This is a genomic window from Sulfuritalea sp., from assembly GCF_031426875.1.
In the GTDB taxonomy this organism is placed as follows: Bacteria; Pseudomonadota; Gammaproteobacteria; order Burkholderiales; family Rhodocyclaceae; genus Sulfuritalea.
This window is the reverse complement of record NZ_JASJPC010000050.1, coordinates 74831-95448: the sequence shown is the minus strand read 5'-3', so window position 1 is coordinate 95448 and position 20618 is coordinate 74831. Positions and strand designations below refer to the sequence as shown.

Sequence of the window (20618 nt, the reverse complement as noted above, 5' to 3'; positions counted from 1 at the left end):
GCTTCATGCCACTCTGAAAATCTTCATCAGGTCTTGCAGCTGCGCGGCCTGGCCGCCCATTTCCTCGGCGGTGGCGGCGAGTTCCTCGGAGGCCGCGGCGTTCTGCTGCGTGGCCTGGTTCAATTGCCCCATGGCGCCGTTGATCTGGCCCACGCCCTGGCTCTGTTCCTGGCTCGCCGCGGCGATCTCCTGCACCAGGTCGGAGGTCTTCTTGATGCTGGGCACCATTTCGTCGAGCAGCCGGCCCGCCTGCTCGGCCAGCGTGACGCTGGAGCCGGCCAGTTGGCCGATCTCCTGCGCCGCGATCTGGCTGCGCTCGGCCAGCTTCCTGACTTCGGCGGCGACCACGGCAAAGCCCCTGCCGTGTTCGCCGGCGCGGGCCGCCTCGATCGCCGCGTTCAAGGCCAGCAAGTTGGTCTGATAGGCGATGTCGTCGATGATGCCGATCTTGCCGGCGATCGACTTCATCGCCGCGACCGTGTCCCTGACCGCCTTGCCGCCCTCGACGGCTTGCGCCGAGGCCTTGGCGGCGATGTTGTCGGTCGCCATGGCGTTCTCGGTGTTGTGGGTGATGGAGACGGTCATCTGTTCGATGCTGGCCGTGGTTTCCTCGACCGATGCGGCCTGCTCGGAGGATGACTGCGACAGCGACTGCGCCGTGGCCGAGACCTGGCCCACGGCGCTGGACAGCGAGCTGGCCGTATTCGCCACTTCGCCGATGGTCGCGGAAAGTTGGCGCGACGTCTTGCCCAGCGAACTCAGCAGTTCGCCAATTTCATCTTTCGCGCTGTCCGTCACCACGGCGGTCAGGTCGCCTTGCGCCAGACGCTGCGATATCGCCACGCCTTCCCGCAGGCGCCGCAGCATTCCCGTCAGCAGGCGCAAGAACAATGCGGCGAGGACGACCAGGACCAGGGCAAGGACGGACGAAACGACAATGCCGCGCAGGGCGATGCTGCCAAAGTGCCGGACCCGTGCCTGCAAGGCGGCGGCGAGCTTGTCCTCCAGCAGTTTCATGGCATCGATCTTGGCCGTGATGGTGTTGAACCAGAGCGGCGGATCGATCTCGAAATTGCCCAAGAAGGCTTGCTCGATCACGGTGCCGCGCATGCGCAAGGTCTCCTGGGAGGGCTTTGCCGCCAACAATGCGTCGAGCGCCTGGCTGTCGTCCGTGCCGGCGAGGCTGCGGAAAGTGGCGAGGAAGAGGTCCTGGGCCGTGACGAGGGTCTGCAGGCGCTGGAACAGGGCCACGCTCATCGGCTGGTTGGCGGTCAGCACGCCATTCACCGTGGCGCGCTCCCGTCCGGCCTGCTCTTTGGCGTTGATGAACATGGCGTAGGCGAACAACTGCTGACTGATCTCGGCATCGTCGGTGGCCTTGGTCGCCTGGCTGAGGACGCCGAGCAGCCGATCTATCGTCTGCGTATAGAAATTGAATGACTCGGGGCCACCGAATTGCAGGCCGCTGACCCGGCTGCGGGCGTCCGGCAGCTTGCCCAGAGCGGCGACTCCGCCATCCACGCTGCTGCGCAGCATGGCCGGTAGAGCGGCACCGCTGCCCGCTGCCAGCCACTTGACCAGTTCGTCCTGCCGGACATCCGTCAGGCCGCGCTGCTGCTTCAGTTCGTCGGCAAACTTCGCGCCCTTGCTGCCGATGAATCCCGCCGACAGTCCGCGCTCTTTCTGCAGTTCATGCACCAGATTGCTGACGGCGACCACGCTGTGGCCGACGGCGTCGATATCGCTGGCCTGGGCGATTCTGCGCCAGTCAGCGAAAAAGTTGGCGCCGGTTTGGAAGAGAGTTGCGGCAAGCAGCAGGCAGAACAGCGCAATCAGCCGGACGCGAAGCGTGGTCAATGATTTTGGCATGGCCTTGTCGGCTCGGTTCCCGTTGTGGCGCTCGTCCGCATGCTCAGGGAACTTCGTTCGCCGCGGGGCTTTCGTGCGTGCCTGCCAGCGCGGCGATTTCATCGACGGAAAGCACTTTCTGGATGTCGAGGATGATCACGAACTTGCCGGCGACCTTGCCCATGCCGGCGATGAAGTCGGCGCGAATCCTGGCGCCGAAGGAAGGCGGCGGCTCGATTTCGCTGCCGGGGATTTCCAGCACCTCGGACACCGCATCGACCACCACGCCGATATCGTGGCGTTCCTCGTCGTGACTCAGTTCGACGATCACGATGCAGGTGCGGCGCGAAGTCTCGGTCTGCCTGCCGCCGAAGCGCGCAGCCAGGTCGATGACCGGCACCACGGCGCCGCGCAGATTGATCACGCCGCGGATGAAGGCCGGCATCATCGGGATTTCGGTGAGATTGCCGTACTCGATGATCTCCTTGACGTTGAGTATGCCCACCGCGTACATCTCGCCCGAGAGCAGGAAGGTCAGATATTGATTGGCCTCGCCGGCCGCGGCCAGATGCTGGGCGGCGACCAGGGCCTGTTGGCTGGTGTGCTGCGTGGAAACCGGATTTGCCATGTTGTTCTCCCGGCTCAGAAGCGTTCGAAGTCGCCGTCGACCGCGGCGGCCAGAGGACGCGCGCCACTCAACTTGGGCGCCCGGCTGCGCAGCGCCGGGGTCGGCTGCGCGCGCTGCGCCGTGTCGCCAGCGCCAACTTTCGTGTCGAAATTGCGGCCGCCACCCAGCGGCTCGATTTTGAAGAACTCCATCAGCGCCTGCAGTTGCGCGGCCTGGCCGCCCATCTCCTCGGCGGTGGCGGCGAGTTCTTCGGAGGCCGAAGCGTTCTGCTGCGTGGCCTGGTTCAATTGCCCCATGGCGCCGTTGATCTGGCTCACGCCCTGGCTCTGTTCCTGGCTCGCTGCGGCGATCTCCTGTACCAGGTCGGACGTCTTCTTGATGCTGGGCACCATTTCGTCGAGCAGCTTGCCGGCCTGTTCGGCCATCTTGACGGAGGACCCGGCCAGTTGCCCGATTTCCTGCGCCGCGACCTGGCTGCGTTCGGCCAGCTTCCTGACTTCGGCGGCGACCACCGCGAAGCCCTTGCCGTGTTCGCCCGCCCTTGCGGCTTCAATGGCGGCGTTCAGTGCGAGGAGGTTGGTCTGGTAGGCGATGTCGTCGATGATGCCGATCTTGCCGGCGATCGACTTCATGGCTTCGACCGTGTCCTTGACCGCGGTGCCGCCCTGGACAGCTTCGGCCGAGGACTTGGTGGCCATGTTGTCGGTGACCCTGGCGTTCTCGGTGTTCTGGGTGATGGAGGCGGTCATCTGTTCGATTGAGGCCGTGGTTTCTTCGACCGAAGCCGCCTGTTCGGAAGAGGACTGCGACAGCGACTGCGCCGTGGCCGAGACCTGGCCGGCGGCGTTGTTGAGGGCATCGGAGGCGGTGTTCACGTCGCGGATGATGCTCGAGAGCTTGGCGACCATGCCACTGATGGCGGCCAACATGCTGGTGGTGTCGCCCGTCTTGGCGGCGATCTGCACGGCCAGATTGCCTTCCGCCACTTGCTGGACGATGTGTGCGGCATAGGCTGGCTCGCCGCCGAGCTGCTTGAGAATGTTGCGCGTGATCAAAAAGGCGATAGCGATACCCATCAGGATGGAGGCGATGGCCAGGATGAGCATCAGGTTGCGCGCCTGCTGGTATTGTTCCGCCGCCGCTTTGTTCGCGGCATCCATCAGTTCGACCTGAAACGTCACCAGGTTGCGCAAGCTCTCCTGGTATTTACCCAATATCGGACGCAGTTCGTTCTGCAGGAAAGCCTTTGATTCAGCGTCTTTGCCGTTTTCTTCTATGAGCTTGATCAACTGATCCTGCCCGGCGATATATTTGGCGCGGGCTTCGAGAATGGCCTTGAACAACTCTTTCCCCTTGGGCAGGGTCAGCACTTTCTCCAGCTTTTCGATATTTCCGGCGATGCGCTTCCTCGCTTCGTACACTCTTTCCTTCTGCTTTTCCCGGTCTTCCTTGCTGCTGGTGAGCATCATGTTGCGCAAGCCAATTGCGATTTCGCTCGAGTTTGCGACAATTTCATTGCTCATCTGGGTCTTGGGCACCTTATCTTTGGTTATGTCCTCGACGGAATCGTTGATCGATGCCATGCGGGTGATGCCGAGGAAGGCGATCACGGACAGCAGAATCAGGACGAGACCGAAGCCCAACCCCAAGCGCATACCAATTTTCATATTTTTGAACATGCTGTTGTCTCCGTGGTGAAAATGGAAAGGGAAATGCGGAAAGAAGAGTGGAAGGAATGGGTCATGCTTAATGCGCCTCAAGCCGGCGAGTACCGGTGCTGCCGCGCGCCAACTGTTCCTCGCTACGCGCGCTGCGGCTGACCAGCGCCTGCACGTCGAGGATCAGGGCGACCTCGCCGCTGCCGAGGATGGTGGAGCCGCCGATGCCGCGCATGTTGCGGAACAGGGTGCCCAGCGGCTTGATCACGGTCTGGAACTCGCCGAGCAACTGGTCGACCACGATGCCGGCCTTTTGTCCGGCGTACTGCACCACCACCACGTTCTCGCGCGACGGCGGCTGGCCGGGCACTTCGAAAAGTTCGCGCAGCCGCACGAAGGGCAGGACTTCGCCGCGCAGGTTCAGATAGTTGCGGTCGCCACCGGCGTCGCCCAGCTCGATGCATTCCACCACCATATCGAGCGGGATAACGTAGGAGGCGCGGCCGACACCGACCAGGAAGCCGTCGATGATGGCCAGCGTCAACGGCAGGCGGATGATGAAGCGCGAGCCGGCGCCGGGCTCGGTCCGGACGTCGACGCTGCCGCGCAGTGCCGTGATGTTTTTGCGCACCACGTCCATGCCGACGCCGCGTCCGGACAGATTGCTGACCTTGTCTACGGTGGAGAAGCCCGGTTCGAAGATCAGGTTGATCACTTCCTGGTCGGACAGGGTCTCGTTGGCTTGGAGCAGGCCGCGTTCGACAGCCTTGGCCTGGATCCGCTGCTTGTCGAGACCGCCGCCGTCGTCGCCCACCTCGATCACGATGCTGCCGGAGTCATGGAAGGCGTTCAGCTCGACGCGACCCCGGACAGGCTTGCCGGCGGCGGCACGCGCGGCGGCGGACTCGATGCCGTGGTCCATGGCATTCCTGACCAGATGCATCAGCGGATCGCCGATCTTCTCGACCACCGACTTGTCCAGCTCGGTTTCAGCACCGTTGATCACCAGGTCGATGTCCTTGCCCAGTTCCTTCGAAACGTCGCGGGCGACGCGGTGGAAGCGGTTGAAGGTCTCGCCGATCTGCACCATGCGCAATTGCAGGGCGGAATCGCGGATGCTCTCGACCAGACGGCTGAGCACCGAAGTCGCCTCGACCAGCGTGCCTTCGCCGCTCTTCTTGGCCAGCAGATTGGCTGACGCGCCGGCGATTACCAGTTCCCCGACCAGGTCGATCAGTTGATCGAGCTTGTCGGCATGCACGCGGATCAGGCTGGATTCGGCGGCCTTCTTTTCGGAGACGACCTTCTGCTTGGCGGCGGCGGCTTCGACCAGTTCGGGCTGAACGCTGTTGCGCTCGACCAGGATATTGCCCAGCGGCGGCGGTGCCGCCGTGGCGCCAGCGTCAACTCCTGCCGCCTGTTGCTGGTGCAGGCCGCTGTCGAGTTCTTCGCGGGTCAGCGCACCGCTCTTGACCAGGATTTCGCCCAGCCGCATGGTTTCCTCGGGCAGGGCCTCGATCAGCGCAATGAATTCGTCGAGCTTGCTGTTGGGCGGCAGGATGAAGAGTTCGCAGTCGTCGCGGCAGAATTCGAATACGCGCTCGATGGCCTCCTTGCTGGCATGGCTGCGAAAGCTGATTTCGAAGCCCAGATAGCAGGCCTCCGGGTCCATGCTGTCGGCGTCGGGCATGGCGTCGCAGAGTGTGGTGATGTGGGCGATCTCGCCGAGGTTCAGCAGGTAGCGCAGGAAGGCCAGCGGGTCCATGCCGTTGCGCAGCACGCCCCGGCCGAAGCGGATCGAGATGTGCCAGCAGTCGTTGGTGGCGCTGTCGCGGTCGCTGCGCTGCAGTTCCGCCTCATCGCCGTCGTCCGCCGTCAGTGCGCCGCCGCGCGCCGCAGGGGCATTGCCGCCCATGAAAGGCCGCAATTGATCGGTAATGGCCGCGCCAGCCGTGTCGAGGTCGGCATCGGGTCCGAGTTGCCCCGACTGGACTGCGTCGAGCAGGGCGCTGATGTGGTCGCAGCCCAGCAGCAGGGCGGAAATCATCTCGCTGCTGACCGCGATCTCGCCGTTGCGCAGGCGGTCGAGCACGTTTTCGAGGACGTGGGTGAATTGCTCGATGGACGCTATCTCCACCACGCCGGCGCCGCCCTTGATGGTGTGGGCGGCGCGAAATACGGCATTGATGGTTTCGGCATCGCGGTCGCCGCGTTCCAGCTGCAGCAGTCCGGCCTCCATGGCGTCGAGCTGTTCGCGCGCCTCGATCGAAAAAACGCTGAGTATTTCGTCCATTGCCGCTTCCGATCAGGATTGTTCGCCGGCCGGGATGACCAGCGGGTCGCCAAAATAGGCCACCATGTTGAAAAACTCGATGACTTCGCGTACCGCCGGGCTGTGGCCGACGATGCGCAAGACATGGCCCAGCTCCTGGCTTTCGCGCTTGGCCAGCGTCAGCAACTGAAAGCCGGCGCTATCCATGACCCCGACGTGCGAGAGATCGAGCTCGAATACGGTGGCGCCACGTATGCCTTCGATCAGGTGGCGCTTGATTTCGGCGGCATCGTAGATGCTCAGTTCGCCCTCGATGGTGAGGCGCGTGGCGCCGTCCGCGGTGGTCTGGGTGATGAATTCCATTCCGGGTTTCCTGTTAGAACAGTTCTATTTTCGGGCCGGTAGCGACATGCGCCGCACCGCTTTGGGTTGCGCTGTGGTGCGTATTGCGCTGCGAATCCATGACATAGCTGCTGTAGATCTGGTCGAGGTGTACCGACAGCGGCGGCATCTGAAAACCGGGGTCTTCAGACTGCTCGAGCCGGCTGGCGAGGAGTTTCGTGTGCATGTCGAGGCGATTCAGGGCATCGACCACCTGCTCGATCTGCTGCCGCGTGACGTCCTGAAACTGCACACTGGCCAGCGCCGACATGAACATGTCGGCCAGTTGGCGGCTGCTGTCGGTAATGCTGGCCATGACCGCGGTTTCGTGTTCGGTCACTTCCTTGTAGCTCTTGCCCAGATCGTCGAGCTGGAGGGCGAAGCTCTCGAGGGCTTCGCGTTCCGAGGCGGCGCTGTCCTCGGAAAGCTTGCCTTCGAACTGCGCCTCGATCGAGTTGGCGACGGTCTGGATGCCGCTGCTGATCTTGCTGACGGCCTTGTCGGTCTCGCCGGAAAGCTTGCGCACCTCATCGGCGACCACGGCGAAGCCGCGGCCGGCCTCGCCGGCGCGGGCGGCTTCGATCGCGGCGTTCAGGGCCAGCAGGTTGGTTTGTCCCGAGATATGCTTGATCAGGTCGACCAGGGTGCCCAGCGAACGCGCTTCCTTTACCACGTGATTGATGCGTTCCCTATCCTCGATCGCCGTCGCGACGCGTTGCCGGGTATAGTTCTCCAGGGTGGCTATCAGTTCCCGGTTGCGGGCGATCCGCTGTTCCGATGCGGTCAGGAGCTTGTTCGATTCCATGGTGCTGGATTCGACGACGCCGGCCAGACGGGTGATGACTTCGTCGATGTTCTGCAGACGTCCGGCGATATCGAAGGCCGCCTTTTCGGTCTCGTCGACCACGCCATGCAACTGACCACGCACCACGTTGTTGAAGCCCTCGACGCTGCGCAGCTCACCGGCCACCTGTTCGGCAGCGGTCACCAGGGTACCGCTGCGGGCGCTCGCTGTCTCATTCGCCTTGCCCATGCCGAAGCACCAATCGCGGTAGACGGCGAGCGCGACCATGCGCTGGCAGGCAAAGGCGAGCATGATTGCCACCAATGTTCCGATCGCATCGCCGAGAGGAGGCGACACGCCCAGCATGGGCAGAAATTCGTTGTGAAATATGCCATGGAAGAAATAGACGGCCGCCATCGAAGCCAGCCCAACGGCAATGGCGGTGTACAGGATTCGGCGCAACAGGAGTTCGAAGTCCATCAGCGGATCACTAGTTTGATGGTGCCGAGCAGTTCGTCGGCGGTAGCCGGCTTGACCAGCCAGCCCGAGGCGCCGGCGGCCTTCGCCTCGAGCCGCTTCGACTGCTGCGATTCGGTGGTGAGGAACAGGATCGGCATGAACTTGTAGCGCGGCAGGGTGCGCACCTGCTTGATGAACTCGATGCCGTTCATGCCCGGCATGTTGAGGTCGGTGATCAGCAGATCGATCTTCAGCCCGCTCTGGAACTTGCTCAGCCCTTCGGCCGCGTTGCTGGCCTTCTCCACCGCATAGCCGGCCTTGGTGAGGATGTTCGAGATCGACAACAGGATCGTCGCCGAGTCGTCCACCAGCATGATTGTGCTCATAATGCCCGTCCCCGTATTAAGCCCGCAAACTCCAGCATGCCACCGGGAAAGGCGGCCGAAGGTTCGCGCACCGGCGGATGGGGATAATCTCAAACGACCCGTGTTTTGTTTATCCGTGAATTACGCGGCAAACTGCGGTATCTACGTAGCGGCGCGCGGGAGCGCTTGATCAGCCTGGTTTCGGGTCTTGTGCCTGCCGCGTCGCGGTGAGCCTGTCTAGGACGGGCGCCTAACGCCGGACGGCGGTTTGCCGTTATGATTGCGCATCAACGCTGCGGCTGGACAATTCGAAGTTCGGCCTGTCAATTCCGGATCAACCAATATGCTACTGATAATCGGCTACGTCATCATTCTGGCGGCTTCGGTCGGCACCTATGCCGTGCATGGCAGCCTGGCGGCACTCTGGATGCCGATGGAGTATTTGGCGATTTTCGGCCTGGCCATGGGGGGGTTCATTGCCGGCAACGGCATCAAGGCCATCAAGGCAACCCTGGCGGCCTTGCCGAAGCTGTTCATCGGTTCGCGCCTCAACAAGGCGCTGTACATGGACCTGCTGGCGATGCTGTTCGAGATCCTGTCCAAGGTGCGCAAGGAAGGCCTGATGTCGATCGAGAACGACATCGAGTACCCGGAGAACAGCGCCATTTTTGCGAAATACCCAACGATCATGCATGACCATCATGTCGTGGAGTTCGTCTGCGATTACCTGCGCATGATGGTGGGCGGCAATCTCAATGCGTTCGAGATCGAGAACCTGATGGACATCGAGATCGAGACCCATCACCAGGAGGCTCACGTGCCGGTGCATGCGATGTCGAAGCTGGCCGACGCCACGCCGGCATTCGGCATCATCGTCGCGGTGATGGGCGTGGTGAATGTGATGGGTTCGGTCGGCGCGCCGCCCGCGGTGCTCGGCAAGATGATCGGCGGCGCGTTGGTCGGCACCTTCCTCGGTATCCTGCTGGCCTACGGCTTCGTGGCGCCGATCGCCGGACAACTGGGACAGAAGGTGGAAGAGGAAGGCAAGATCTTTCAGGTCATCAAGACCGTGCTGTTGGCCAGCATGAATGGCTATGCGCCGCAGGTGGCCGTCGAATTCGGCCGCAAGGTACTGTATTCGGACGATCGTCCGCGGTTCATAGAGTTGGAGGAAGACCTGAAAGCGCGCAAGGGAAGGTGAATAACGCGCCCTATCCTGTCCAGGCTGCCGCAGTGAGCGCCGCCCGCCCGGCCGCCCCCCAAGGACGGCGCAGTCACCGCATGGAGCCGCGCAGCGGCGAACCACTGTCACCCCCTGCCCTGGGGCGAAGGCAGGGTTTCGCGGAGCACTGCTACGCGCTGCCGCAGCCGGCCGGCTATGCAGAGCCGGCCGTGGGATCGGGGCAGGGGGGAAGGTAGTCCAGTGAGCGACGATACCCAGCAACCGATAGTAGTCAAGAGAATCAAGAAAGGCGGCGCCGAGGGCCACGGTGGCGCCTGGAAGATCGCTTACGCCGATTTCGTCACGGCGATGATGGCCTTCTTCATGCTCATGTGGCTCCTGGGTTCGACCACGCAGGGCGACCTGCTGGGCATTGCCAATTTTTTCCAGAATCCGCTCAAGGTCTCCATGGCCGGCGGATCGGGCTCGGGCGATTCGTCGTCGGTGATCAAGGGGGGCGGCAAGGACCTGACGGCATCGCACGGTCAGGTCAAGGCGGGGGATATCGAGGCGCCGAAGAAGATCATCAATCTGCAGAAACTGAAGGCCGAGTTCGAAAAGGCCGAACAGGCCAAGCTTGCCGGGCTCAAGGGCGACCTGGAAACCCTGATCGACGCCAATCCGACCCTCAGACAGTTCAAGAATCAGTTGCTGCTCGACTTGACCAGCGAAGGATTGCGCATCCAGATCGTCGATGAGAAGAACAGGCCGATGTTCGATCTGGCCAGTTCGGAAGTGAAACCCTATACCCGGGTGATCCTGCGCGAAATCGGCAAGACCCTCAATAAGGTCGAGAACCACATCAGCCTTTCCGGCCACACCGATGCCACGCCTTTCGCCGGCGGCGCGCGCGATTTCAGCAACTGGGAGCTGTCGACCAATCGTGCCAACGCTTCGCGCCGCGAACTGATCGCGGGAGGAATGCTCGATACGAAGGTCATGCGCGTCGTCGGTCTGGCGTCGACGGTACTGTTCGACAAGCAGGATTCCTACAATCCGATCAATCGCCGCATCAGCATCGTGATCATGAACAAGCGTACCGAGGATGCGATTCTGGCCGACGGCAAGGTGGTCGAAGTCGAGAACGCAGAGGGGCTCGAAGACGGTGTGCTGGGTTCCCGGGCGGCAGCGCCGGCGGCGCATTGATTGGCGCGCGGCGCATGTATCCGCCCCTCTCGCCTCGGTACAGGCCGGGCAGGTGCTACTCCTTATCGGTATATGACGTTCGCAGCGAAACATCAGGTCGCGGACTGTCGTCGCGCAAGACCTGCTATTCATGACCGGTATGCCCATTTCCGTCAAGCGGATCGACCGCGTCCCACCAGTAAATTGGATACATGTGCATGATTGATCCCCTCCATGGCAACGATCGCCGCAAAGATCCGCATTTGCGGACAGTATTCGTCGAAGCCTACGAAGTGCTTCGGCCATTCTTTGACCAAGCCAATACCTGGGGTGGACAGACCCATGAGCACCTGGCCTATCGTGCGCTGCACGAACAGTTGCCCACACTGACGCCCCATGATGCGTTCGTGCTGGTGAGCGCGGCGAAGCGCGTCTTTCATTCCGGCGAACATCCGGCGAAACCTTAGACGGTGCCGCCACAATGGTGGTACGGCGGCGCCGGCAGATATCCCGCACGAATTCGTGCGCAATTCAGAGCTCCGGCGAGAGCCTTTTGTTAGTATTGCGCCATGTCGGCCTATCGCCTATCGTCTCGTACTGGAATCCCTTCCCCGATCGCAGCCTTGCCTCGTGTCCGCAGGGTGAATACCGGACCGGGGCCGGAGCCGGAGCGGCCAAGCCCTGCGGGCGCAAGTCGAACCCTTGCGACCGGGTCCTGGCTGAAACGGGGCGTGCGAAAACGCCAGGGGGTGTTTGGTCATGATTGATCTCGCTGCCCTGGACTTGCGGTCCTATATTCTTGTTGCACTCATTCTGGTCGCGGTCTATCTGGCCTATTCCATGCTGCCGTTGTTGCGCTTGGGCAGAAGGCAGCGCAGGTCGGCTGAAACGCGGACCGATACCGCATACTTCGGTCTTGCCGACGAGCCGGTCAGGCCCGCGGCGGACCCGCTGGCGACACGGCTGGAGCCGGCCTTCGGTCCAGCGCTAGCCCATGCGCAAGTCTTTGGGGAGGGTTTGCCCGGCGCCTCATCGGCAATATTTGCGCAGGAACTTGCCCAGTCGAATGTCGAACTCGAGCTCAAGCGCCTGCGGCGAGAGGTGGAGCAGCTGCGCGCAGAGATGAACGAAATGGCCGAGGAATTGAGGCAATTGAAATCCACGCGAAATATTTCGCCGCTCTATCGCGAAGCCATGACGCTGGCGCAGCACGGCGAGCCTGCCGAGGGGATTGCCGCACAGTGCGGAATCTCGCTCGGCGAGGCGGAACTGGTGGCGGCGCTGGCCCGTAGCAAGCGCGAAGGCGGGTTTGACGACATGGATGACGACCGCGGCAAAGAGACCGGGCGTTGAATTGGAAAAGGGCACCATGGAAGATGTGACGACAGACGACGAGGCACTGAAGAAGCGCCTGCTCAAGCGGATCGCGCTGGCGGCCGTCATTCTGGCCTGCTTGGCGGCGACGCTCGTGGTATTCGACAGCATCAATGCGCCGCCGCCGGCGCCGGAGAAACTGCCGCCACGGTCGGCACCGGCGGCAGCAGCCACGCCTGCACCTGCCGAGGTGCCACCGGTGGTGAAGCTGGAGGACGCGGTGCCGGAGCGTAGCGCCGCAGCGGCGTCGCTGCCGCTCGACCCCTTACCGGATGAAAAGCCCCTGACCAAGCCGGCGACAGGGCAGTTGGCGACGCTGCGTCCGTCCGCATCGGGCGCGCTCCCGCCCTATCGCCCGCAGGCTGCTGCCGAATCGGTGCGTATACCATCGTCATCGCCAGGGGCTGCGGCGATGCGCGGGCCGCAGCCGGCGACGCACGCGAACTCCATGTCGGCCGTGCGCCCATTCGGTTTGCAGCTCGGCGTATTCAGCAATCTCGACAATGCCGAAGAATTGCGCGCCAGACTCGAAAAACATGGCATTCCCGCGACCATCGAGGCGCGGGTGCGCGCCGGCCCATTCGCCACGCGGGCCGAGGCCAATGCCGCCCGCGCCAAGCTGCAGGAACTCGGAATCAAGGACAGCCTGCTGATTGCCGTGAAGGATCGCAAGGCGCCTTGAGCAACGCTCGTACGCACGCGGAGATCATCAGCTTTCCGCGGCGCCTGTTGCGCTTTGGCCGCAGCCAATGGCAGGGAGGCAAAGCGCTCAGGCCGGGTCTGCCGCATGGGGATCCGCGGGCGGTGCCGCCAGCTTCATCAATGCTTCTGCCGTCGTTTCGTCCACGTCGAGCCGGCGCACCAGGGTTTCGTGGTTGATGTGCAGCAGTTCGCGGATGGCCTTGAAGTCGTCGGGCAGCGCCGCGTCGGTCCAGCCGTTATCGGAATGGCGGGCAAGATCGACCGCCAGCTTGACGTTGCGCACGCGCGGATGTTGCGCCTGTCGATCATCGAGCAACTGCGCCAGCAGGGCGGGCAGGCGCCACGACTCGGTCAGCGCGAGTTTGATGCGATAGAGCGGCACGCCGTAGATTTCTTCCTGGATCGCCGCCGAGCGCTTGCGAGGGTTCGCGCGTTGCGCCGCGCGGACTTCCAATGCCATTTTCGGCGCGAAGAGCCACATCATCAGTTCGGCGACGTCGTGCAGCAAGGTGGCGAGCGTGATTTCGTCGACATCCATGTCGCGGCGCAGGATCGCCCACTCATGTGCCCAGTGGGCAGCCCGCCGTGCGCGGCGGATGGTATTGAGCAAACCGAGCAAGGCCTGCGGGTAGTCTTTCAGGCGATCCTCGACGATGGGAAGGTTCTGGAAGTGCCTAAAGAACGGGGTGATGCCGATCATCATGATCGCACGCTCTATCGTGGTGATGTCGGTCGTCTGCCTCTCCCGCCGATGCGTCTCTATGTACTCGAGTACGCGCAAGGTCAGCAGCGGATCGAGGAGAATCACGCGCGCCAGCACGCGTCCGTTGGTGTCGTCCTCGTGCTCGCGCAGCCGCTCGATTTCGTTCACCGAATGCCTTAGTACCGGCAGTTCCGCCCGAGCGAAAAATGCCAGCCAGTCATCCACTTCGGATAGCCGCTGTGGGTTCATCTGGATGCTCGTATGTTCATTCACCAATGTTAGTCGGCCAATTTAGCAGTGTCGCGTGGTATTTCGAATCTTGCAGGAAATAGTACCTGCTATCAGTGACAGAAAGCGACAAATCGTTGTCGGCCGAACTCGACGAGCAAAATGGGGTGCCGTGTCGTGTTCCATCGATCTAAAACGATGCATGCGCGATTTCAGGCACGCCTCATGCAAGCATTGCTTCATATGCCGGAAGGAGTCGAAATTGATTATTCAAGAGCGCGACCCGCGTACAAGAATTGCCGTTTGTCGGCAATTCTTGCCGATCCAGGTCGGTGCAGATGGGCTGGGCGAGTGGAATCCCTGGATGGATGATAGGTTTAACGGCATGGCGTCAGCCAAGCATTGCGAAGGACCGGAACATGTCTGAATCTTCCCGGATTCCACCGATATATGTGACGCAACCGCTATTGCCTCCCTTGGAGGAATTCATCCCCTATCTTCAGCAGATATGGGACAGCAAATGTCTCACCAACAACGGTCCCTTTCATCAGCAGCTCGAACAGACTTTGTGCGACTATTTGAATGTTGAGCACGTTGCCCTGCTCACCAGCGGAACCGTGGCCCTGATTACGGCTCTTCAGACTTTACGCATCACTGGTGAGGTGATTACAACACCTTACTCATTTGTCGCGACCGGTCACTCCCTGTTATGGAACGGAATCAGGCCGGTATTTGTGGACATCGATCCGAAGACATTCAACATCGACCCAAGCAAGATCGAAGCGGCAATTACGTCGCAGACGACAGCGATCATGCCTGTTCATTGCTATGGACATCCCTGCGATGTTGCCCGCATCGAAGCGATCGCAGACAACTACGGATTGAAGGTGATCTACGATGCAGCGCATGCATTTGGTGTAAGACTGGATGGCAAAAGCATACTTCGGCATGGGGACCTGTCGGTTCTGAGTTTCCATGCCACCAAGGTCTTCAATACATTCGAAGGCGGCGCGATCGTTTGCCACGACGCAAAAACCAAGAAACGCATCGATGACCTCAAGAACTTCGGCTTTGCCGATGAAATTACGGTCGTGGCCTCAGGCATCAACGGCAAGATGAATGAAGTGCAGGCGGCGTTTGGACTCCTGCAATTGAAGCACGTGGACGATGCGATCGCGCGACGTGGTGCATTGGATGGCCTTTATCGGCAGGAAATGGCTTCCGTCCATGGCATCCTGTGCCCACTTCCTTCGCCGGGCGTAAGCTGGAATTATCCGTACTTTCCGATCCTGGTGGAAGATGACTTCCCTGTCAGCAGGGATGCCCTTTACCAAAACCTAAGAACTGCGGGTGTCTATGCGCGCCGCTACTTTTTTCCTCTGATCAGCGAATTTCCAATGTATCGCGGACTGCCCGGCGCAAATCCTTCCGCATTGCCAGTTGCCACCGACGTCTCGCGGCGGGTGCTGTGCCTGCCTCTTTATCCAGCCCTCGAGCACGAGCAGGTGCGCCGAATCGTTGACTTGATCCGGGGATGTACGACATAACATGGATTCCGACGCCATCTATCAGACGGATCTGGGAAAGGCATTTCGCGCCGTGGCTGCGCAGCGCGGCGATGCGGCGGCGCTTCGATTGCCCGACGGCACTGTCTGTTCCTATGCCCGGTTGCTAGAACTTAGTGAGGGCATCGCCCGCCGGCTTATTTCCATGGGAGTCCGTCGCGGGGATGTGATTGGAATCTTTCACTCCAAGCAGGCTGATGGCTATGCAGCCATGTTGGCGTGCCTAAGCATCGGGGCACCGTATGTCAATTTCGACGAAGACAATCCGCCCGAGAGGCTTGGCAGAATCCTGGCATCTTGCAATCCGGTCCTGGTGCTAGTCGATGGTCCTGTTTCATCTCCCGCTCTTCAGACATGCAAATGCCATGGGATCGAAGTTCGGACGCTTTCACCCCTATGGGGGTGCAACCACACCAATAGTTCCGCTGCGATTCCTTCCGATCAAGTCATTGGGTCCGACATTGGCTACCTGATGTTTACCTCAGGATCAACCGGGATCCCCAAGGGCGTAGCCATCAGTCACGCGCAAGTAATCAACTTCGTCGCCTGGGCCAGATCGGAGTTCTCGATCACCAGTGATGACGTGATTTCCAATGTCAATCCGATGTACTTTGACAACTCGGTGTTTGACTTTTATGCGGCGCTGTTCAACGGAGCCACGCTTGCAGCCATTCCACGTTCTTCCCTGCGCGATGCCCGTTTCCTTGTGCAACAGGTGCGTCAGATGGGTTGCACGATTTGGTTCTCGGTCCCTTCCTTGCTGATCTATCTTATTACTACGCGTAGTCTAGCGAAGGATGCATGGCCAGCGGTGCGAGCCCTTGTTTTTGGTGGAGAAGGTTATCCAAAGCCTGAACTCAGAAAACTGTTTGACATATTCGGTGATCGTGCGCGACTGGTCAATGTCTATGGCCCCACCGAATGTACCTGCATATGTTCAGCGTACGACATCTGCGACCGGGACTTCAGCGACCTGAAGGGCTATCCGCCGATTGGCAGGCTGGCAGCGAATTTTCGCGGGCTTCTTCTCGCCGGAAACACCCCGGTCGCCTTGGGGGAAGTTGGTGAGCTCTGTCTGCTGGGCCCGAATGTTGGTCTCGGCTATTTCAATGATCCGCAGCGCACCGTACAATCATTTGTGCCCAATCCCTGCTGCGTCACCCACCGCGAATCTATGTATCGAACCGGGGATCTCATGCGTTTCGATCCGGAGGATATGCTTTTATATTTTGTGGGTCGGGTCGACAATCAGATAAAGCACTTGGGCTACCGCATCGAGCTCGAGGAAATTGAGGCGGCACTGGCTCTGATTCCCGGCGTTTCTCAATGTGCAGTCATCTACAAACGCGTACGATCCCAGTTTGGCAATCTCTTTGCCTACGTCGCAAGTTCGTCATCCACCCTTGATGCTGATAGCCTGCTGGAAAGTTTACGTACGCAACTTCCTCCATATATGATTCCCACCTACCTTGAAATCCGGACCGAGCTTCCTAAGAATCCCAACGGGAAAATCGACCGTCAGAGGCTCGCAGATGATGTCTGAAATCCAATACGCAAAATCCCTGCTGGCCGACGCACTGCGTCTGGACCCTGGACGAATTCCCGATGATGCAGCCATGAAGACCCTCAGGCAATGGGATTCATTGGCGCATATGGAGCTGATTGCCCTTACTGAAGAGGGCCTCGCCGTGACGCTTACGATGGATGACATTGTGCGCATGACCAGTCTTCATGGCTTGGTAGCAGTGCTGGCAGACCATCGAAAGACAGTCGCATGAATCTCGCAGGTGCGCTGGTTTTGGTTACCGGAGGTGCCTCCGGTTTGGGGCTGGCAATGGCAGAGTCGCTGCAGCAAGCCGAGGCAATTCCGATCATCCTGGACAGGGATCGCGAAATGCTCGACACGGTTACTACGCGGCTAGGCTGCCCTGGATTCGCGGTCGATCTGACCGATTCCGTTGCCGTTGATGCTGTAGTTGCCGCTGTTTGCGAAAAGCACGGAACTCCGCTGGGGCTGGTTAACAATGCAGGAATCCTGCGCAGTGCTCCCCTTTTGAGTTTGGGCAACGCCGAAAATCCGCGGCATTCGCTCGAACTCTGGAACGAGGTACTGGCGGCCAATCTGACATCGGTCTTTTTGGTTACGAGGGCCGTGGCTGACAGAATGGCGCGCCGGCGGGTTCGCGGTGTCATTGTCAGTATGAGTTCAGTCAGCGCGAAGGGAAATGCCGGACAGACGGCATATTCGGCAGCCAAGGCGGGAGTCGAGGCGATGACCCGGGTCTGGGCTAAAGAACTCGGACCGCTCGGTCTACGCTTCGTGGCCGTAGCTCCAGGCTATGTCGACACTCCATCCACCAGAGCAGCTGTGCCGGAAGATATTCTGGAAAATCTGCGCCGCGAAACGGCACTACGCCGCCTTTGCAAGCCTGAGAGCATTGCTGCGACGGTCATCTTCGCCCTGCAGAATGACATGATTACAGGCACGACGCTATCGGTCGATGGCGGTCTGGTAATGTGATGGAACTGTTTCGCGGAATGTGGTGTCGGTGACAATGCCCAGACGAAAATGGCCATCTGTGCCGGATAGCCATATCTGAGGTGACGTAACGTGCATTGGAAAAAACTGGGGCAGACTTTTGACGTGTCCGAGCGTTCATTGCCCTCGGGATGCAACGAATTTGCGCAGGCGCCGCAGGCTTTGCTGCTCAGTGATCGAATCCGGGTCTATTTCACGACACGTTGGCTTGACCATTCGAACGGAAAATACCTGAGCCACGTCGCATACGCAGACTTTAGCCGGGGTTTCGAAACCATTCTGGATGTTTCCCGGCATGAGGTAATTCCGCTCGGAAAACGTGGCACTTTTGACGAACATGGCATTTTTCCGATGAATGTTCTTCGCCATGAAGGTGAGATCCGCGGATATACATCCGGCGTGAATCGTCGTATATCAGTGCCTGTGGATGGCGCGATCGGTCTTGCCGTCAGCCGCGATGAGGGGCGAACTTTTCAGCGATTGGGGGATGGTCCGGTTTTGGCGCCGTCGCTGAAGGAACCCTGCATAGCTGTCGATCCCTTCGTTCAGGTTTTTGAGAATCAATTTCACATGTGGTACGTTTTCGGTCTTGGTTGGAATCCTTCTGACTCGGCCATGGGGCCTGATCGCCTATACAAGATCGGCTACGCAGTTTCAATTGATGGAATCGTCTGGACCAAGCCTGCCGAGGGGAGGCCAATCATTGCAGATCGCCTTGGTGCAACGGAGTGTCAGGCGATGCCGACGGTCATTCGCATGAAGGACCACTACCACATGTTCTTCTGTTTTCGCTATTCGTCCGACTTTCGCACCAACCGGAATCGGTCCTACCGCATTGGTCATGCCAGTTCGACTGACCTCGTCACCTGGAGCCGGGATGACGAGTCAATGTTGATTCAACCGACGCCCGGTGCATGGGATTCGGACATGATCTGTTACCCCCACGTTTTCGAATCGGACGAACAGATATACATGCTCTACAACGGCAATCAGTTTGGGCGCTATGGGTTTGGGGCCGCTGTGCTGGTCCAATGAGGATGAGTGCATTGCAGCCGACAATCGATGCACGACAGGCGAGGAACCCGAAGTGATTCTTGGTGTGATGCAGCCGTATTTCTTGCCGTACTTCGAGCATTTCCGGTTGCTTGCAGCATGCGATCGTTGGGTCGTATTCGACGTTGCTCAGTTCACCCGGAAATCGTGGATCACCCGCAACCGGATCCTCAATCGAGACAAGGGTACTGCGTACATTTCTGTTCCGGTACGACACACGGGCTTGTCGACGCGCATCGGGGATGCCGCCCTGGATTACGGACAGAACTGGCGACGAAGCCTGCTCGATCGGCTACTGGTATACCGCAGCGACGCGCCGCATTTTGCGCAGGTCAATGCGATGCTGACTGCCACTCTGGCAGAGGACTTTCAGACCATTTCGCAACTGAACATAGCGCTTCTAAAAATGGCATGCGAACATTTGGCGATAAAGACACCAATCAGCTTTTGCTCGGAACTTCCACTCGATTTGCCATCGGATAGCGATCCCGGGGAGTGGGCACTTCACATATCGAAGAGGCTCGGTGCGACTGAATATCGAAACCCATCAGGTGGCAAGTCATTGTTCGATGAAAGTCAGTATGCCCGCCACGGTATCAAGCTCACATTTCACGAACACCGCCAAATTACTTACTTTACCGGCTCGTTTCAGTTTGTTCCGGATCTGTCGATCGTCGATTGGATGATGTGGAATGATGTAGAAACGCTTCAGACTTGGCTCCGTTAGGTCACAGTAAGCTCGGCGATTCCGAATCCACCGCGACCAAATTCATTGCCGCAGTAGAACATCAGGCGTCGACCGTCAAGTTCCAGGAACTGGGTCGAGCACATCATTTGTGAATTCCATCCAGACTCCGGGAGCGATATTCCGGCGGTACGGTCGTCGCGCTTCCACATCTGGAGGTCGCCTGAAGTCGCATGGCCAATCCGGTAGCCGCAGTCGCGATCTGTTCTGAATCCGGCCGCACGACGATAGGCAAAGAATGCGTGCCAACTTCCATCGATCTCAACGGGGCAGAAAAGATCCTGACATTCGTCGTCAAATTCCGGTGTGATCACCGGTCGATTGCTCCGTTTCCACGACAGTCCGTCGGAAGATGTGGCATGCGATAGGCGCAAAACTATTTCCGGACTCTGCTCGGTATCGATCCAGCGCTTTCCGGCGACGTACCACATGTGCCATTCTCCGTTAATGACTTTTACTATCGGGCTATTGACCATGTAGGGCTCGTCGAGGCTGATGCCTAGCAGAGGTCCTGGACCAAGCTTGACAAACGACCTTCCGCCGTCGTTGCTGATGGCGACACCTATTGCGGTCGTATAGGGTACAGATGCCATTCGTGTCCACCCCGTATAGTATAGATAGGCAACATCTCCATTCTGGACGAGTGTGCTCGGCATTATGCCGAACTCGTCAAACGATCCAGGATCGCCGAGGTCAAGCAATGGTTCGGGAGAGATCGCCAAAATCCTTCTGAAGTCTCGTCGCAAAAGGTCGACATAACCTGGCCGTGATACATACAAACCGTCGGTGCCGCGCTGTGGTCGCGTTGAAATGATTACACGCACCGTATTTGCATCGAGCAGGAAGGGTGTTGGGCACTGCGCATATTCCATCATCCAGGAATAAGGCTGAAGCGCCTGAGGATCGAATATCTTTCCTATGTGAGTCCAATGGAACATATTTTTTTGCTTCTCGCGTCCTTGAGTGC

At 59.9% G+C, this 20618-nt stretch carries 19 protein-coding genes and 1 pseudogene; 11 read left to right on the top strand and 9 right to left on the bottom strand.

Annotated elements, in window-relative coordinates:
• Positions 1-3: 3 nt before the first annotated feature.
• The 7 genes and pseudogenes from RMO95_RS19940 to RMO95_RS19910 form a co-directional block, all read right to left on the bottom strand.
• Positions 4-1869 carry a methyl-accepting chemotaxis protein gene (locus RMO95_RS19940; protein ID WP_310452423.1) on the bottom strand — a complete coding sequence of 622 codons (1866 nt, stop codon included), beginning with the start codon at positions 1867-1869 and terminating at the stop codon, positions 4-6.
• 43 nt (positions 1870-1912) lie between these two features.
• On the bottom strand, positions 1913-2476 hold the full coding sequence (locus RMO95_RS19935) for a chemotaxis protein CheW (protein WP_310452422.1): 564 nt from the start codon (positions 2474-2476) through the stop codon (positions 1913-1915).
• A gap of 14 nt (positions 2477-2490) precedes the next feature.
• Positions 2491-4155, bottom strand: coding sequence for a methyl-accepting chemotaxis protein (locus tag RMO95_RS19930; protein ID WP_310452421.1), 1665 nt, complete (start codon positions 4153-4155; stop codon positions 2491-2493).
• A gap of 67 nt (positions 4156-4222) precedes the next feature.
• Positions 4223-6427, bottom strand: a complete 2205-nt coding sequence (locus tag RMO95_RS19925; protein ID WP_310452420.1) for a chemotaxis protein CheA — start codon at positions 6425-6427, stop codon at positions 4223-4225.
• 12 nt (positions 6428-6439) lie between these two features.
• Positions 6440-6769, bottom strand: coding sequence for an STAS domain-containing protein (locus tag RMO95_RS19920; RefSeq protein WP_310452419.1), 330 nt, complete (start codon positions 6767-6769; stop codon positions 6440-6442).
• A gap of 13 nt (positions 6770-6782) precedes the next feature.
• A pseudogene (locus RMO95_RS23140) lies at positions 6783-7427 on the bottom strand (methyl-accepting chemotaxis protein); the annotation flags it as partial.
• Between the two features lie 623 nt (positions 7428-8050).
• Entirely contained in the window at positions 8051-8416 is a 366-nt protein-coding gene (locus RMO95_RS19910) for a response regulator (protein WP_310452388.1), read from the bottom strand.
• Between the two features lie 322 nt (positions 8417-8738).
• On the opposite strand from RMO95_RS19910, the gene motA reads away from it, so the two are divergent.
• The 5 genes from motA (at position 8739) to RMO95_RS19885 (ending at position 12798) form a co-directional block, all read left to right on the top strand.
• The gene (gene motA / locus RMO95_RS19905) at positions 8739-9596 is read left to right on the top strand and encodes a flagellar motor stator protein MotA (protein WP_310452417.1); all 858 of its coding nucleotides are present in this window, start codon (positions 8739-8741) and stop codon (positions 9594-9596) included.
• A 222-nt stretch (positions 9597-9818) separates the two neighbouring features.
• On the top strand, positions 9819-10763 hold the full coding sequence (motB, locus tag RMO95_RS19900) for a flagellar motor protein MotB (RefSeq protein WP_310452416.1): 945 nt from the start codon (positions 9819-9821) through the stop codon (positions 10761-10763).
• Between the two features lie 197 nt (positions 10764-10960).
• Positions 10961-11209: a hypothetical protein gene (locus tag RMO95_RS19895; RefSeq protein WP_310452415.1), complete on the top strand. Its 249-nt coding sequence runs from the start codon at positions 10961-10963 to the stop codon at positions 11207-11209.
• 292 nt (positions 11210-11501) lie between these two features.
• A complete protein-coding gene (locus tag RMO95_RS19890; RefSeq protein ID WP_310452414.1) occupies positions 11502-12095 on the top strand; it encodes a DUF2802 domain-containing protein in 594 nt (197 codons plus the stop codon).
• A 16-nt stretch (positions 12096-12111) separates the two neighbouring features.
• Entirely contained in the window at positions 12112-12798 is a 687-nt protein-coding gene (locus RMO95_RS19885; RefSeq protein WP_310452413.1) for an SPOR domain-containing protein, read from the top strand.
• A gap of 87 nt (positions 12799-12885) precedes the next feature.
• Here RMO95_RS19885 and RMO95_RS19880 read toward each other — a convergent pair whose 3' ends face one another.
• Complete coding sequence (locus RMO95_RS19880) at positions 12886-13770, bottom strand: HDOD domain-containing protein (RefSeq protein ID WP_310452412.1); 885 nt, start codon at positions 13768-13770, stop codon at positions 12886-12888.
• A gap of 398 nt (positions 13771-14168) precedes the next feature.
• Here RMO95_RS19880 and RMO95_RS19875 point away from each other — a divergent pair, with 398 nt between their 5' ends.
• The 6 genes from RMO95_RS19875 to RMO95_RS19850 all read left to right on the top strand — a co-directional run bounded on the left by RMO95_RS19875 (position 14169) and on the right by RMO95_RS19850 (position 19633).
• On the top strand, positions 14169-15296 hold the full coding sequence (locus tag RMO95_RS19875; protein WP_310452411.1) for a DegT/DnrJ/EryC1/StrS family aminotransferase: 1128 nt from the start codon (positions 14169-14171) through the stop codon (positions 15294-15296).
• 1 nt (position 15297) lies between these two features.
• Positions 15298-16857 (top strand): amino acid adenylation domain-containing protein, encoded by a 1560-nt coding sequence (locus tag RMO95_RS19870; RefSeq protein WP_310452410.1) that lies wholly within the window; start codon positions 15298-15300, stop codon positions 16855-16857.
• On the top strand, positions 16847-17092 hold the full coding sequence (locus tag RMO95_RS19865; RefSeq protein ID WP_310452409.1) for an acyl carrier protein: 246 nt from the start codon (positions 16847-16849) through the stop codon (positions 17090-17092). The genes RMO95_RS19870 and RMO95_RS19865 overlap by 11 nt, the downstream gene beginning before the upstream one ends.
• The gene (locus RMO95_RS19860) at positions 17089-17835 is read left to right on the top strand and encodes an SDR family oxidoreductase (RefSeq protein ID WP_310452408.1); all 747 of its coding nucleotides are present in this window, start codon (positions 17089-17091) and stop codon (positions 17833-17835) included. The genes RMO95_RS19865 and RMO95_RS19860 overlap by 4 nt, the downstream gene beginning before the upstream one ends.
• A 90-nt stretch (positions 17836-17925) precedes the next feature.
• Entirely contained in the window at positions 17926-18888 is a 963-nt protein-coding gene (locus tag RMO95_RS19855) for a hypothetical protein (protein ID WP_310452407.1), read from the top strand.
• Between the two features lie 52 nt (positions 18889-18940).
• Positions 18941-19633: a WbqC family protein gene (locus RMO95_RS19850; protein WP_310452406.1), complete on the top strand. Its 693-nt coding sequence runs from the start codon at positions 18941-18943 to the stop codon at positions 19631-19633.
• Here the strand turns inward: RMO95_RS19850 and RMO95_RS19845 are convergent.
• Complete coding sequence (locus RMO95_RS19845; RefSeq protein WP_310452405.1) at positions 19630-20589, bottom strand: hypothetical protein; 960 nt, start codon at positions 20587-20589, stop codon at positions 19630-19632. The two genes, RMO95_RS19850 and RMO95_RS19845, sit on opposite strands and share 4 nt — an antisense overlap.
• Between the last annotated feature and the right edge of the window lie 29 nt (positions 20590-20618).